We start from the raw sequence: 14,798 nt of genomic DNA, 5'->3' as shown, positions 1-14,798 counted from the left end.
CTCGTCGACGGCCCAATGGTGTGTGAGGTTCTCGGGTTCCTTCGTGGTCGCGGGTCAGAGGATGAAGCTCAAGCGGGCTCCCGGGCTCATCGACTCGTTGGTGAGGACCGAGCGCCGCAGCAGGAAGCGCAGCCCGTCCGGCTGCACCTGCAGCAGGTGGTCGTAGCGGCCGACGTAGGTGAACTCCCCGCCGTCCCGGAAGCGGTTGACGACGAAGTTCGCCGAGACCCGCAGCTGGTCGCCCGCCCGCTCGGTGAGGCGGACGTTGCTCACCAACCGGTTGGTCCGCGAGTGCGGGTTCTCTGCGTGCGCCTTGCGGCTCTTCAGCCGCTTCACCCTGGCGCGCACCAGGTCCCAGTCGTCGGCGACGAAGTAGCCGGCGTTCTCCGGGCCGAGCCCGGTGACGTCGGTGGTGGGCACCTGCATCGCCGCACCGGGGACGAAGAGCGTGAGCCAGTCGTCCAGGCGCCACTCGTCCAGCGCGGCCGCCTCGGCGAAGAGGAAGTCCTCCACCTCCGCACGGACGACCGCCCGGTCGCTGCCCTGCTCCTGCGGCGGGACGGTCCCGTTCGGCAGCACTGCGCTGGTGTGCACTGCACCGGTGCTCATGCCACGCCTCCCAGCCGGCTCGCGTCGGGGCCGATCCGGGGCAGCTCGCCGACGCGTCGGCTCCAGTGCCGCCAGAAGCTGCGCATCACGCCCTCGTCGATGGAGCGTCCGCGCGGTCCGGTGAGGTCGTCGGCCATGCCGCGGGACATGTCGCTCCAGTCCAGGTCGGTGTCGGCGAAGCCGCCGAAGGGGTCGAGGTCGGCGGTGGCGACCACCCCCCGCTGCACGGCCTCGTAGGCCTCGATGTCGTCGGGAGTGGCCAGGCCGCCGGGGCCGACGAAGCTGGCCATCGTCTTCAGCCGCAGGGCGCGGACGTCGTCGGGCTCGTCCCGCTCCACCAGCTGCCAGGCCCGCACGTCGGTCACCCCGGGCTCCACCGGCTCCAGCTGCCGGATGGTCAGTGCCTCCAGGTCGAACAGCAGCAGGTTGGGGAAGACGAACAGGATCTTGGAGGAGTCCGCCACGGCCGCGGCCCGCTCGGCGCCGAGCCGGGCGACCAGCTCCTTCCGCTTGGCCTCGGTGCGGATCTTCTCCCGCTCCCCGAAGCGGGGCTCCCAGATCATCCCGATGCGGCCGTTGTGCCCGGTGAGCACAGCCAGGCCGTGGCCGTCGCCGAGGTCGTGGGCGTACTGGGCGTCGTCGTTGACCGCGAAGCCGGTCTCCCGCAGGTACCCGACGAAGGTGTTGTGCGTGGGGGCGAAGTGGTATCCGTCCATGGCGTTCTCCACCGCCAGCTTCCAGTTGCCCTTGACGCTGTAGCGCTGCACGCCGGGCACGGTGGTCATGCCGCTGGGCCCGATCGAGGCGGTCATCGACATGACGTCGGCCGCCTTGCCCAGGTGCTCCAGCAGGTCGGGCACCTGCTCGTCGAAGGCGACGAAGACGAAGCCCTCGTGGATGCCCAGGCGCGGGACCGTGCGCAGCGACAGCGACTCGACGAACGCGCTGTCCTGCGGGTAGGCGTCGCTGTCCGGCAGGGCCGCCAGCTCGCCGGAGTTCTTGAACGTCCACGCGTGGTAGAAGCACTGGAAGTTCTTCGCCCGGCCCTCCGGCTCGCGGCACAGGATGGTGCCGCGGTGCGGGCAGGCGTTGAGGTAGGCCTGCACGGTGCCGTGCCGGTCCCGCACGAAGATCAGCGGGCGCCCGCCCAGGGTGCGGGTCTTGAAGTCGCCGGCCTCGGGGATCTCGGTCTCGTGGCCGAGGTAGAGCCAGGTGTGACCCCAGATCTCGTTGCGCTCGCGGTTGAACACCGCGTTCTCCCGGTACGCCGAACGGTGCACCTTGAAGGTGAGGGCCTCCCAGTCCTGGGCGATCAGCGTGTTGCCGACCTCCAGGCGCTCGTCCACTGCCGTGGCCCCGGGCGAGTCGATCATGGTCATAAGGGGCGCTCCCACGAGTTGGTCAGTCAGCGCTGCCGTTGTGCACCAGCGCTGTCGGTTTGACTGAGATGCCGTCTCGAACTACGAGATATTCGACCAACCGCTCGTGGGGCCTGTCAACCGGTTGCAGCCCTGGGGCACAGGGTTTTACCGGGCCGTCTTCCAGAGTTAACGCACCGCCGAGACTCCGCTCAGCCGGGACAGCACCACGCTGGCCAGGGCCGCAGCAGCGGCCACCGCGGCAAAGGCCACCGCCCAGCTGGAGAGCTCCACCACGGTGCCCATCACTGGCGGCGTGAGCGCCATCCCGGCGGCCACCGCGGTGTTCTGGACGCCCAGCACGAACCCGATGCGCCGCGGGTCGGCCAGCTCGCCCACCGCGGTGAACGCCAGCCCGTTCCAGCTGATGGCCGCGAAGCCCGCCAGCACCAGTGCGGCCACCGCCACCACGCCGCCGACCAGCTCACCCGCCGCGGCCGCCAGCAGCAGGCCGGTGGTCACCAGTGCCACCGCGCGCAGCGGCCCCAGCCGCGATCCCGTCCGGTCGCTCCACCAGCCCAGCCCGATGCGGGCAGCGCCGCCACCCAGCTGCACCACCGCCAGCAGCACCACGGCTGTGGCGGCGGAGATGCCGTGGCCGTCCACCAGGTAGATCACCAGGAAGCTGACGATGGTGAGCTGCGGGATCACCAGCAGGGCGGAGACACCGCACAGCAGCACCACGGCACGGCCGCTTCCCGCCGGCTGGGCCGGTTCACCTGCGGTTTCCTCGTCGCCGTCCGGCGGGCTGCGCGGGTCGGTGACGAACACGCAGACCACCACCGCCGCCACCACGAGCACCACGGCGGCGGAGAGGAAGGCCCCGGGCAGGCCCCAGGCGCGCGCGGCCACCGGCAGACCCAGCGCCGCCAGTGCGGCACCCAGCGGGATCGCGGTCTGCCTGGTGCCCATGGCGATTCCGCGCTGGCGACGCGGGAACCACATGATCACCGCACGGCCGCTGGCGGCGTTGACGCTGGCGCAGGCGGCGCCCGCCAGCAGCAGCGAGACCATCAGCACCGCCACGCTGCCCGCCCGGCTGGCCCCCACCAGGGCGGCGGCGGTGAGCAGCAGCCCCCACGTCATCACCCAGCGCTCGCCCACCCGGTCGGCCAGCCAGCCCCAGGGGACCAGCGCCAGCAGCAGACCCACGGTGCTGGCGGCGAGCACCAGCCCGAGGGCGGCCAGCGACAGGTCGTGCTCGGCGCGCAGCGTGGTCGCCAGGCTGGGCAGACCCTGCAGCACCGACGCGGCCGCGCCCTGGGCGAACACCCCCGCGGCGAGCACCACCCAGCGGTAGGCAGGCGCGGAGCGAGCCAGCCGGCGCTGCGGCAAGGTGCCGGCAGGGACCGCTTCGGACCGCTCCGCCTGCACCATCTCCTCATCTTGTAATGCGTGACGACATCGTGTCAATCAATATCGGAGCCTCGCCCCCTAGCGACCCGTCCGCCCCGGGAGCGACACGGCAGGTGGCGCGTCGGCGCCACCCCTCGCGTTCGCTGGTTCCGCACAACCCCCAGGCCGCGGACAGCTCTCCGCGCACTCGAGACAACTTGCCCAACCATTGTCGCCGGTACCCACTAGAATGGCGCACGCGCGATTGTCACAGCCATTCCTCGACGAGGGAGAAGGGCGCCACATGGCGTTTCTCGGAAAGCGTTCCCCGGGCCGCCCAGCCCCATTCCGCGGGGACGGCCTGGCGCCCAGGTGCGAGATGGTCAAGCGACCAAGAATGCGGACACCCGATAACGGGTGGACAGTGAGCCGAGTGCGCATCCCTCGTCGACCCGTCCGTTACCTCGTCGCGGCGCTGGCAGTGCTGTTCGCCGCGGCACTAGTCCCGGTGTTCGTGCACGCGGAACGACAACCGCTGGACGGGCCGTGGCAGCCGACGTTCGACATGGGCCGCTCACTGGTCACCAACGAGGTCGCCTACCGGTCTCCGCGCCGGCCCGGGGCCGTGACCTCACCGGACTGGATCGTGACGAGCGGATCGCTGTTCGCCGACGGCGGGCGGGCATGGTCGGGCTACCCCGACGACGCCTCGCCCGACGTCAGCTCCAGCCGCGGAACCGGGTCCGCGGTGCTGCGAGCGGTGAGCAGGCCGGACCACTTCGCCGACGTCCGGTTTCACCTGAGCCTGGAAGTGGCGGCGCCGACCACCTCAGCCCGCACGGGCATGCACAGCTGGGACGGCGTGCACCTGTTCGTGCGCTACACCTCACCAAGCCAGCTGTACGCGGTCACGGTGTGTCGTCGGGACGGGACGACAGCGATCAAGAAGAAGGCGCCGACCGCCGGCGCTCCCACCTCGGGCCGCTACACCACCATGGCGTCGGGGTCGTTGCCGTGCACCGTCGGGCGGCCGGTGGACGTGGACCTGGACGTGCGCAACGCCGCCGACGGGGTCCACGTCGCCCTGCTGGTCAACGGAGCTCCAGTGCTCTCCGCCGTCGACAGCGGGCAGGACGGGACCCCTGCGCTGACCGGTCCTGGACGCGTGGGCGTGCGCGGGGACAACACCGAGCTCCGCTTCGGCAGTGTCACGGTGAGCAAGGCCAGCTAGCCCTTTCCGACACTGGTGTCAATTCTTTGCGGTCACCGTAAGTGCAATGGGGCCACTTTAAGTGGCCAATTCTGACCATTACGCACAACTCATTGTGACAGCAGTTCTACAGAGAGAGATTTTGCCGTTCTACCTCCGTTTTCGGTAGACCGTGGTAATAGTCACACTCGCCCTTCTTTCCGGTTGACAAGGGTCGCCCCACACTGGGAATCTCTGCGCAAATACTTTGAGGTTTCTCGGGCGGAAATTGCTGCCAAGGTCGCCACCGACGACGCAACTGGCCACGCGGTCGCACGCACACGCTGTTTGACCAGCCGAACTGCCTACCAGGGGGGTAAGTGGTGAACGTTGACCTGTCCACCCCGACCGCAGTCACCACCGGCAGCCGCGTCGTCCCACCCGTGTCGCCGCCGGGGGGCGCGACCACCTTCACCTACGACGTGGCCGTGGTGGGTCTCGGCTACGTCGGCCTCCCCACGGCGCTGGCGTTCCACCACGCCGGCGACCGGGTGGTCGGGATCGACCTCGACCCACAGCGGCTGCACGCGATCGCCCGGGGCCAGGTGGACCTGCTCGGGGCAGACCAGGACCGGCTCGCCGTGGCTCTCGCCGACCCGGAGCTTCTGCTGACCGACCAGTCGTGGCGCCTGCGGGAGGCCGCCGCGGTCATCATCTGTGTGCCGACCCCGGTCGACGCGGCTCGCAACCCGGACCTGCGGGCGCTGCGCCGCGCGTGCGCCGCCCTGGTCCAGCTGGCCGTGCCCGGGCAGACCTTGGTCCTGACCTCGACCTCCTACGCCGGATGCACCCGCGACCTGCTCGTCGACCCGCTCCGCATGCGTGGCCTGGTGGCGGGGCAGGACGTCTTCGTGGCGTTCAGCCCCGAGCGCATCGATCCCGGCAACGCCCGGTACCCGCAGGAACAGGTCACCCGGGTGGTCGGTGGAGCCAGCGCCGGCTGCACCGTGGCGGCCGCCGGGCTCGTCGCGCGGGCGGCCGGGTCGGTGCACGAGGTGGACTCGCTCGAGGTGGCAGAGATGGCCAAGCTCGTGGAGAACATTTTCCGGGCCGTGAACATCGCGCTCGCCAACGAGTTCGCCGACGTGTGCGCCACCGTGGGGGTGGACGTGAGCGACGTGATCGATGCCGCCGCGACCAAGCCCTACGGGTTCATGCCGTTCTACCCGGGGCCGGGGGTGGGAGGCGAGTGCATCCCGTGCGACCCGCACTACCTGCTCTGGCAGCTCCGCCGCCAGCAGGTGCACGCACCCCTGATCTCCGCCGCCATGACGGCGATCGCACGGCGGCCCAGCCAGGTCGTGGAACGGGTTGCGCAGACGCTGCGCGGGCTGGGCCACGCCGTGCGCGGTGCCCGCGTGCTCGTCGTCGGCGTCACCTACAAGCCCGACGTGGCCGACGTGCGGGAGTCCCCAGCGCTGGCCATCCTGGCCGAGCTGTCCGCGGCCGGCGCGGTGGTGAGCTTCTACGACCCGCTCATCACCAGCGTGGGCCTGGCCGACGGGTCCGTGCTCACCGGGGTCGCGGACCCCGCCGCTGTCACCGTCGACGTCGCCGTGCTGCACACCGCCCACAGCTCCCTCGACCTGGGCTGGCTCACCGCGGTCCCTGGCGTCGTGGACACCACCTACCGGCTCGACGGTGTTCCGCACCGCGACGTCCCGTGACGAGTCGTTGACTCTCCACGACGGGGTCCGCGGCAAGCACCGCCACGCCGGCCTGAGTCCCCCCCGCCGCCCGCGGTCGGCCGCCCGCCACCCTGACCCGAACCTCGTCGCCCCGGACGTGACGGCGGCGGTAGCGACGGCCCGGACGGGACAGGCGCTGACGACACGCGGCAGGGGCGCGCACCGTGCGCCGCGGAGCGTGGTGGCCGAGCGGCGCGCCCTCTACCTGGCGATCGCGGTGCTGGTGGCGATCGTGGTGGCCGTGAAGATCGTCTCCGTCGAGGTGCTGCGGGAGGAGCCCGTCCTGCTGGCCTACGGGCTGGTCACCTCCGGCTACATCCTTTCCAGGTACGCCCTCGCCTGGTGCTACGTGCCTCAGCCCCCCCAGCTCTCGCCCACCGGCCTGCCCTCGGTGGCGCTGATCGTGCCGGCCTACAACGAGCAGGACGAGATCGCGGCCACCGTGACCGCGTGCCTCGACGTCGACTACCCCGCCCACCTGCTGCGCGTGGTCGTGGTCGACGACTGCTCCACCGACGACACGCTGGCCCGCGTGCGCGAGCTGCAGCGCACCCGCGAGAGCCTGGTCGTCGTGCCGCAGCCGGAGAACCGCGGAAAGCGGCACGCCATGGCCACCGGGATCGACTTCGCCGGCGAGGCCGAGGTCTTGGTGTTCATCGACTCCGACTCCCGGCTCGAGCCCGAGTCGGTCGCCACGATGATGCGCTACTTCGCCGACGAGTCGGTCGGGGCGGTCACCGGTCACACCGACGTCCTCAACCGCAACACCAACGTGCTCACCCGCATGCAGGCGGTCCGCTACTTCGTGGCCTTCCGGGTGCACAAGTCTGCGGAGGCGCTGTTCGGCTCCGTCACCTGCTGCTCGGGGTGCTTCTCGGCCTACCGGCGCACCGCCGTCGACCCGGTGCTCGAGGAGTGGCGCAACCAGACGTTCCTCGGCGAGCCGGCCACGTTCGGGGACGACCGCAGCCTGACCAACCTGATGCTGCAGAAGTGGAAGGTGCTCTACGCGCCCGACGCCTACGCCCACACCAACGTGCCCGACGACATCAAGACGTTCCTGCGCCAGCAGCTGCGGTGGAAGAAGAGCTGGACGCGGGAGTCGCTGCGGGCGTGCCGGTTCATGTGGCGGAAGAACCCGATCATGTCGGTGTCGTTCCTCCTCGGCTTCGTGCTGCCGCTGCTGGGACCGCTGGTCGTGGCCCGCGTCGTGTGGCACCTGTTCGCCCTCGACCCGGTCGCCCCGGTGTGGTTCCTCGGTGGCGTGGTGGTGATGGCGCTGATGTACGGCCTCTACTTCCGCGTGCACCGCCCCGAGCGCATCTGGGCGTACAGCATCCTGTTCTCGCTGCTCTACGCCTCCGTCTTCGTCTGGCAGATGCCCTACGCGATCCTGACCATCCGCAACTCCAAGTGGGGCACGCGGTGACCGCTTCGGGCCGCTACCCGCTGCTGCGGCGCTTCCCCGGACCGCCCCGCCCGGTCGGCAGCCCCGTGGTCCACGGCGCTCCGCGGCCCCGGCGGAGGGGCTCGCCCTGGGCCACCGCGGGGCTGACGTTCACCCTGGTCGTGGCAGTGGTCGCCGGGGGTGGCGCGTTCCTCTACGACCGGCTGACCGACACCATCGCCCACTCCCCGCTCACCGACGGCCTGTCCGCCCAGCCCGACCACCCGGAGGACGCGCAGGGCCGGACCCCGCTGAACATCCTGGTCATCGGCTCGGACAGCCGGTCCACCGCCGACGACTGCGCGCTGGGCGGAAGCTGCGCGGCGGGGGGTGACCGGGGCGGCGCCAACGCCGACGTGCAGCTGCTCGTCCACGTGACCCCCGACCGCACGAGCGCGACCGTCACCAGCATCCCCCGCGACACCATCGTCGACGTGCCCCGCTGCAAGGACCGATACGGACGGGTCCGCGATGCCCGCACCGGCCGCATCGGCAACACCCTGCAGGCCGCCCCCAGCTGCACCGTCGCCGCGGCCAGCCAGCTCACGGGCATGCGGATCGACCACTTCGTGCTCGTCGACTTCCGGGGGGTGGTGTCGCTGTCCAACGCCCTGGGCGGCGTCGACGTGTGTGTGGACGGCGACGTCTACGACCCGTACTCCGGGCTCAAGCTCGCCGCGGGCAGGCACTCGCTCGTCGGAGTGCCCGCGCTGCAGTTCCTGCGCACCCGCCACGGCTTCGGCAACGGCAGCGACCTCGGCCGCCAGCAGGCCCAGCAGGCGTTCCTCGCCTCGATGGTCACCAAGCTCACCAGCGCCGGCACCCTCGCCAACCCCGGGAAGGTGCTCTCCCTGGTCAACGCCGCCACCAAGGCCGTGACCGTCGACGACGACCTCGCCTCGGTCCCCGCCCTGCTGGACCTCGCCAACATCCTGCGCCAGGTGCCGCCAGCGCAGCTGACCTTCACCACCATGCCCACCGTGCCCAGCGCAGGCGGGGCGAACACGGTGGACCCGGCACCCGAGGCTGCGGCGTACTTCGACCGGCTTCGCAACGGCACCCCGCAACCGCTCGCCCCGCCCCAGGCGCCACCACCCGTGGTTCCCGCTCCTGCTGAGGTACCACCGGCCGCGCCGAGCCCGGCTCAGCCCGTGCTGCTCGCCCCCACCCCGAGGGCAGCGCCGGCACAACCCGCCGAGCCGGGTTGCATACCCGTCGCGCGGGGTCGCTCGACCCACCTCGGCACCCCTGCGCAGGCCTACGCCGCTAGTCCCGAGGTTCCCGACTCAGCGCCGCGGCGATGACCAGCACGCAGACGCAGAACGGGACCGCCACGTGCGTGACGGTCCCGTTCTGCGTTGTCTCAACCAACGTGCGCTCGAAGGGATTCGAACCCCTAACCTTCTGATCCGTAGTCAGATGCTCTATCCGTTGAGCTACGAGCGCGTGTTCATTCAGTTGTGCCGGTCTTGCGACCGACCCAGCGGAGGCTCCGGGATTCGAACCCGGGATGGGGTTGAAGCCCCAAACCGCATTAGCAGTGCGGCGCCATAGACCAGACTAGGCGAAGCCTCCCGAGGCGTAGAGCGAACCCTGCGGCCACCGGAAGAGAAGGTTACACAGGCGCATGGCCGCAGGGCAAAACGCCCCCCTGCTCCCCACCGGAAGCCCAGGTGAAGGGCTTGTCCGGGGCGGCAGCCGAGGCGCTCGCTCAGCGCAGGTGGCTGTCGAACCAGTCGAACACCCGCTGCAGCGCCTCGGAGTCGGCGTCGGCAGAGTCGAACCGGTGGCCCGCCCCGTCGTAGGTGACCAGGTTGGTGGCCACCAGCGAGGTGGCGGCCGCGTCTCGCAGCGCCTCCACCTGCTCGACGGTGATGCCCTCGTCCTGGCCGTACAGGCCGAGCCACGGGCAGGCCAGCGACGGCGCGAGGTCCAGCAGCGTGGGCAGCCCGCGGGACAGTGGCTGGTCGATCCCAGCGCCGGCCACGGTCACCGCAGCACCGACCTGCCGGCTGGAGGCCACCATCAGCGCCACCGAGCCGCCGAGGTCGAAGCCCATCACCCCGGTCCGGTCAGCGTCGATGCCACGGGCGGCGAGCCAGGAGAAGGTGGCATCGCAGTCCTCCAGCACCATCTCCGCGTCCAGCTCGTCGGCACTGTCGCCCCCGCCCTGGTGGCGGTGGTACAGGTGTGGCGCGACCGCCACCCAGCCCTCCCCCGCCAGAGCCTCCTGCAGGTGCTGCACGGCCTCGGCGCCCTCGTGGGCGCCCTGCAGCACCACGATGCCGCCCCGCGCCACGGTGTCGGGCTCCTGGACGGTCAGCGGCACGCGCTGGCCGCCCGGGCCCCTGGCAAAGTCCGGCGTCGCCCCGTCCAGCGCGGCGACCTCTACGTGTGATCCCGACATGCGGCCAGTGTCCCACCGCACACACTCCACGGCCATAGCACGCGTGGCCTCGGCCTGGCCAGGGTCGCGGCCGGTGGAGTGCCCGCCGGGCCCTACCCTGGGTGGGTGCCTGCATCCCACGTCCGCACCGACCTCGACGCCGTGCCCGCCTACGTGCCGGGGCGGGCGGAGGCCGGGGCGATCAAGCTGTCCAGCAACGAAGTTCCGGGCGGCCCGCTGCCCAGCGTGCTGGCCGCGATCACCGACGCCGCCCAGCACGCCAACCGCTACCCGGACATGACCTCCCACGCGCTGGTGCAGGCACTGGCCGCCCACCTGGACGTGCCGGCAGAGCGCCTGGCGGTGGGCTGTGGCTCCTCGAGCCTGTTCACCCAGCTGGTGCAGGCCACCTGCCACGACGGCGACGAGGTGGTCTTCCCCTGGCGCTCCTTCGAGGCGTACCCGATCATCGTGCGGGTGGTGGGGGCGGCACCGGTTCCCGTACCGCTGACCGAGGACTTCCGCCACGACCTCGACGGCATGCTCGCCGCCATCACCGACCGGACGCGGCTGGTGTTCCTGTGCAGCCCGAACAACCCCACCGGCACGGTCATCCACACCGCGGAGCTGCACCGCTTCCTGGACGCGGTGCCGCCGCACGTGCTGGTGGTGCTGGACGAGGCCTACCTCGACTTCGTGCGGGACGCCGACGTCGCCGACGGCGTGCAGGTGGCCACCGACCGGCCCAACGTGGTGGTGATGCGCACCTTCTCCAAGGCCTTCGGCCTGGCCGGGCTGCGGGTGGGCTACTGCTACGCCTCCCCCGAGGTCGCCGCGGGCGTGCGCAAGGTGGCAGTGCCCTTCGCGGTCAGCGCGATCGCCCAGGTGGCCGCCATCGCCTCGCTGGAGGCTGCCGACGAGCTGGCGCAGCGCTGCGAGCAGGTGGCCACCGAGCGGGTGCGAGTGCGAGCGGCGCTGCTGGCGGCCGGGTACTCCGTGCCCCCCACCGAGGCGAACTTCGTGTGGCTGCCCCTGGGCGAGGACTCCACCGCCTTCGCGGAGAAGTGCGCGGCCGACGGCGTGCTGGTGCGGGCCTTCGCCGGTGAGGGCGTGCGGGTGAGCATCGGCACCCCGGCGGAGAACGACGCGTTCCTGACGATCGCGTGCCGCTGAGGGCAGTCCCTCAGCGGCACGCGAGCACCGCTGCCCGGCTCAGCTGAGGGTGAGCCGCAGCGTGTTGTCGGGCACCGAGATGGACGACACCAACCCGTCCGCCAGCCCGCAGCCCGCGAAGGAGGGGATGGCGTAGGACCCGGTGAGCTCCGAACCCAGGCGGGCGTCACCGCTGGAGGTGAGCGTCACCGTGACCGGGGCCGTGGTCTCGCAGGTGCTGCCGATCAGCGGCTGCACGGAGTACCCGAAGAACGACAGGTCCTCCAGGTGCAGGCGGGCCTGGAAGCTCAGCGTGCTGCCGGTCTCGGAGTAGCTGGCCTGCACCGGGATCGCCGTGCCCTGGGCGTTGGTGGTGGGACGCAGCGACAGCGTGGTGCGGGCCGGAACCAGACCGAACAGCAGCGAGAAGTCCGCCGTCACCGGCGGCAGCTGCAGGCTGTCGCCGCTGGGGGAGGCGCTCAACGTGCCCGCGCCCACCGGCGCCGTGGCCTGCAGCGCCGTCAGCGTGGTGCTGCCGGACACCGGGGTGCCACTGGTGCCCAGCACCGTGCCGCGCTCGTCCAGCGCCTGCACCCGCACCACCGGGCCTGCCGACGCCGGGAGGGTGAGCGCGGTCTCGAACCCGGTGCGTGGCTGGCGGGCGCCGACCGGCTCCAGGCTGGTGGCGTCGGCACCGGCGAGCACCTGGTAGGAGCGCACCTCGGTGGCGCCGTTCCAGCTGACGTGCACGGTGCTGCGGTCGGCGCTCACCACTGCGCTGGGCCCGCCGGTCGGCGCGCCCTTCCACGGGGCGCTGTAGGCGCGGTAGCCGGCCTCGGTGAAGCCCATCTCCAGGGTCGGGGTGCCGTCAGCGTCGAGCAGGGTGGCCCGCGGGACGCCGCCCAGGCCCAGCAGCCGGCTGCCGTCGGGCAGGGTCTGCATGTTGGCGGCGAAGCCGGCAGCGGCTCCGGGTGAGGGCCGGTAGACGTCGGTGATCACCGACGTGCCCGGGGCGCCGGCGACCGGGTCGGTGAGGGTGAACTGCAGGCCGCGCGTCTCCCCGTTGCCGCAGCGCTGCGGGATGCCGAGCGCGGAGGCGTTGTCCAGCACGGTGTAGGTGTTGGGCGCCACCTCCTGCACGTCGTGCTGCCAGCAGTACTCGTGCGCCTCGGACGCGGCCACACCCGGGCCGGCCGTCATCGGCCCGAAGCTGCTCCGCTTGCCGCCGTGGGTCCAGATGAGGTCACCGGTGCTGCGGCTGATCTTGTAGGAGGCCCAGGTGTGCCGGGCGGAGACCAGGAGGTTGCCGTCGGCGGTCTGCTGCACGGAGTTGCCGTGGATGTAGTCCCAGGGCAGGAACAGCGCGCGGGGGAAGTAGGAGTCGGCGATGTCGACGTGGTCCAGGGCGTGCCACTCGAAGAGCTTCTTGCCGGTGTCGACCTCCACCTCCTGAACCACGAAGTCGATGATGTCGCCCAGCGGCGTCCACACCGAGGCGTAGATGCCCACCAGTGCGGTGCCCTGCGGCGTGATCTCGACCTCGTGCAGGTCGGCCTGGTAGCCGTCCGCGGCGCGCACCGTGTGCACCCGCTGGTAGCTCTGGTCGACCAGCACGTACTCACCCTGGCCGCTGCCGGGCACCGCGGAGCTGTTTCCGCTGTAGTAGGCCAGCAGGTTCTCCCCGCGGTAGGTGACCGGCTTGACGGTGCCGAAGATGTTGCCGCCGGCCTTGGCGTGCCAGACCAGCTCACCGGTGCGGTCGTAGATGCCCGGGCCCGGGGCCATCGAGGTGAAGATCTTGTCGCCACTGGCGTCGGCGTCCGGGCCGGAGGCGCACGCGCCGGGCACGACGCCCAGGTCGGGCTGGGTGACGTACTGGCGCGGCGCGGCTTGGCAGGGCGTGGGAGCTGCGACGTCGGTGCCGGCGACGAGGGCGGCGGGGTCGATGGCCGCGCCGGGACGAGCCACGGTGAAGGTGTACTCCGAGCTGCCGGTGTCGGCGAAGGAGATGCCCGCTGCGCGGACGCTCACCTGCTCCCCCGGCACGAAGTCCTCCGCCGGGTTGAAGGTCACGCCCTCGGCGGCGCTCAGCCGGGTGAGCACACCGGGGTGCTCACCGCTGACCGAGCCGGTGACGGTGACGCTGGCGACCGCGGCGGGGTCGACGCCCCGGACGGTGATGTCGGCGCCGGCAGCGGCGTGGGCGTCACCCGGCGCGGGAAACGCGGTGGCGGCCCGGGTCTCGCTGGGTGCGGCCGACGCCGCGGACGGCACCAGGACGGGGAAAAGGCTCGCCGCCAGCACCACCGCCGTCGTCGTCCCGACAGCCCGGCTGCGGGTGATCCCCCTGAGCTTGATCCTTCTGCGGCGCATACCTTTTCCCCCCAAGACCGTCCCCTGTGGACGTTCGTGTCATTGGAGGTCAAGGTAGACCAAAGTCAACGCAGTGCGCTGACGATCTGACCGAGTGTCACAAAACCTTTACTGAGGTGAATGAGCTCTCGAACCACCGGCTCACTCAGAACGCCAAGGTGGCCGCCCAGTAGCAGATCGCAGCCAGCAGCGCCGCTGCCGGGAAGGTGAGGATCCAGGCGGTGAGCATGTTGCCCGCCACGCCCCAGCGCACCGCGGAGAGCCGCTTGGTGGTGCCCACGCCCATGATCGCCGAGGACATCACGTGCGTCGTGGACACCGGCGCACCCATTCCCGCCGAGGCGACGTAGAGCACCGACGCCGCGGTCATCTCGGCCGCGAACCCGTGCGGCGGGTCGAGCTCGATCACCTTGCGGCCCAGGGTGCGCATGATCCGGGTGCCACCCACGGCGGTGCCGGCGGCGAGCACGGCGGCGGTGGCCAGGAAGCACCAGAGCGGGATGTCGTGACCCTCCTGGCGGCCGGAGACCACCAGCGCCAGCACCACGATGCCCATCGTCTTCGCCGCGTCCTGCATGCCGTGGCCGAACGCCATCGCAGCGGCCGAGCACGTCTGGGCGTGGCGAAACCCGCGGCTGGTCCGCGAGGGCGAGGAGCTTCGGAAGATCCACATGATCGCGATCATCACCGCGTAGCCGACGACGAAGCCCACCAGCGGGGAGATCACCATGGGCACCAGCACCTTCGTGGTGACCCCGTGCCACAGCACCTCCATGCTGCCGGCCAGCGCCGCGCCCACCATGCCGCCGATCAGCGCGTGCGAGGACGACGACGGCAGGCCGAACCACCAGGTGGCCATGTTCCAGCCGATGGCACCCACCAGGGCGCACGCCACGATGACCAGGGCCCGGTCGCTGGCGTCGATGTTGATGATGCCGGCACCCACGGTGGAGGCCACCTTGGCCCCGAAGAACGAGCCGAGCAGGTTGCCGACCGCGGCCATGGCCAGCGCGGTGCGCATGGTCAGCGCCCGGGTGGACACCGAGGTGGCGATGGCGTTGGCGGAGTCGTGGAAGCCGTTGGTGAAGGTGAAGGCCATCGCGAGGGCGATGACCAGCAGCAGCATCAGCATGTGCGCCGG

Annotated in this window: 11 protein-coding genes and 2 tRNA genes; 5 read left to right on the top strand and 8 right to left on the bottom strand. The window is 71.3% G+C overall.

Features of this window, described 5'->3' with window-relative positions:
• Positions 1-54: 54 nt before the first annotated feature.
• The 3 genes from AC3YNX_RS05575 to AC3YNX_RS05565 form a co-directional block, all read right to left on the bottom strand.
• Positions 55-609, bottom strand: coding sequence for an aromatic-ring-hydroxylating dioxygenase subunit beta (locus tag AC3YNX_RS05575; RefSeq protein ID WP_489994841.1), 555 nt, complete (start codon positions 607-609; stop codon positions 55-57).
• On the bottom strand, positions 606-1,988 hold the full coding sequence (locus AC3YNX_RS05570) for an aromatic ring-hydroxylating oxygenase subunit alpha (protein ID WP_489994840.1): 1,383 nt from the start codon (positions 1,986-1,988) through the stop codon (positions 606-608). Before AC3YNX_RS05570 ends, AC3YNX_RS05575 begins: the two co-directional genes overlap by 4 nt.
• 168 nt (positions 1,989-2,156) lie before the next feature.
• Entirely contained in the window at positions 2,157-3,404 is a 1,248-nt protein-coding gene (locus tag AC3YNX_RS05565; protein ID WP_489994839.1) for an MFS transporter, read from the bottom strand.
• Positions 3,405-3,795: 391 nt separating this feature from the next.
• On the opposite strand from AC3YNX_RS05565, the gene AC3YNX_RS05560 reads away from it, so the two are divergent.
• The 4 genes from AC3YNX_RS05560 (at position 3,796) to AC3YNX_RS05545 (ending at position 9,050) form a co-directional block, all read left to right on the top strand.
• Positions 3,796-4,593, top strand: a complete 798-nt coding sequence (locus AC3YNX_RS05560) for a hypothetical protein (protein ID WP_489994838.1) — start codon at positions 3,796-3,798, stop codon at positions 4,591-4,593.
• 338 nt (positions 4,594-4,931) lie between these two features.
• A complete protein-coding gene (locus AC3YNX_RS05555; protein ID WP_489994837.1) occupies positions 4,932-6,278 on the top strand; it encodes a nucleotide sugar dehydrogenase in 1,347 nt (448 codons plus the stop codon).
• A 202-nt stretch (positions 6,279-6,480) separates the two neighbouring features.
• A complete protein-coding gene (locus AC3YNX_RS05550; protein WP_241249495.1) occupies positions 6,481-7,728 on the top strand; it encodes a glycosyltransferase family 2 protein in 1,248 nt (415 codons plus the stop codon).
• Entirely contained in the window at positions 7,725-9,050 is a 1,326-nt protein-coding gene (locus AC3YNX_RS05545; protein WP_489994836.1) for an LCP family protein, read from the top strand. The genes AC3YNX_RS05550 and AC3YNX_RS05545 overlap by 4 nt, the downstream gene beginning before the upstream one ends.
• 69 nt (positions 9,051-9,119) lie before the next feature.
• Here the strand turns inward: AC3YNX_RS05545 and AC3YNX_RS05540 are convergent.
• The 3 genes from AC3YNX_RS05540 to AC3YNX_RS05530 all read right to left on the bottom strand — a co-directional run bounded on the left by AC3YNX_RS05540 (position 9,120) and on the right by AC3YNX_RS05530 (position 10,153).
• Positions 9,120-9,192: transfer RNA gene (locus tag AC3YNX_RS05540), tRNA-Arg, on the bottom strand.
• 38 nt (positions 9,193-9,230) lie between these two features.
• Positions 9,231-9,321, bottom strand: a tRNA-Ser gene (locus AC3YNX_RS05535).
• Positions 9,322-9,457: 136 nt separating this feature from the next.
• Positions 9,458-10,153 carry a dienelactone hydrolase family protein gene (locus AC3YNX_RS05530; RefSeq protein ID WP_489994835.1) on the bottom strand — a complete coding sequence of 232 codons (696 nt, stop codon included), beginning with the start codon at positions 10,151-10,153 and terminating at the stop codon, positions 9,458-9,460.
• 105 nt (positions 10,154-10,258) lie between these two features.
• Between AC3YNX_RS05530 and hisC the strand changes: the two genes are divergently transcribed.
• Complete coding sequence (hisC, locus tag AC3YNX_RS05525) at positions 10,259-11,305, top strand: histidinol-phosphate transaminase (RefSeq protein ID WP_127781709.1); 1,047 nt, start codon at positions 10,259-10,261, stop codon at positions 11,303-11,305.
• A 39-nt stretch (positions 11,306-11,344) separates the two neighbouring features.
• Here the strand turns inward: hisC and AC3YNX_RS05520 are convergent, their stop codons facing one another.
• Both AC3YNX_RS05520 and AC3YNX_RS05515 read right to left on the bottom strand, forming a co-directional pair.
• The gene (locus AC3YNX_RS05520; RefSeq protein WP_489994834.1) at positions 11,345-13,657 is read right to left on the bottom strand and encodes an arylsulfotransferase family protein; all 2,313 of its coding nucleotides are present in this window, start codon (positions 13,655-13,657) and stop codon (positions 11,345-11,347) included.
• 145 nt (positions 13,658-13,802) lie between these two features.
• On the bottom strand, positions 13,803-14,789 hold the full coding sequence (locus AC3YNX_RS05515; protein ID WP_127781707.1) for an inorganic phosphate transporter: 987 nt from the start codon (positions 14,787-14,789) through the stop codon (positions 13,803-13,805).
• Positions 14,790-14,798 lie beyond the last annotated feature (9 nt).

This window comes from Rhodococcus sp. Z13_19A (genome assembly GCF_058133575.1).
This window is presented reverse-complemented; position numbering and strand designations above follow the sequence as displayed.

Coding starts and splice junctions, on each gene's coding strand:
- AC3YNX_RS05530 (WP_489994835.1), bottom strand. CDS start 10,153: ATGTCGGGATCACACGTAGAGGTCGCCGCGCTGGACGGGGCGACGCCG.
- AC3YNX_RS05515 (WP_127781707.1), bottom strand. CDS start 14,789: ATGCTGATGCTGCTGCTGGTCATCGCCCTCGCGATGGCCTTCACCTTC.
- AC3YNX_RS05570 (WP_489994840.1), bottom strand. CDS start 1,988: ATGACCATGATCGACTCGCCCGGGGCCACGGCAGTGGACGAGCGCCTG.
- AC3YNX_RS05575 (WP_489994841.1), bottom strand. CDS start 609: ATGAGCACCGGTGCAGTGCACACCAGCGCAGTGCTGCCGAACGGGACC.
- AC3YNX_RS05520 (WP_489994834.1), bottom strand. CDS start 13,657: ATGCGCCGCAGAAGGATCAAGCTCAGGGGGATCACCCGCAGCCGGGCT.
- AC3YNX_RS05565 (WP_489994839.1), bottom strand. CDS start 3,404: ATGGTGCAGGCGGAGCGGTCCGAAGCGGTCCCTGCCGGCACCTTGCCG.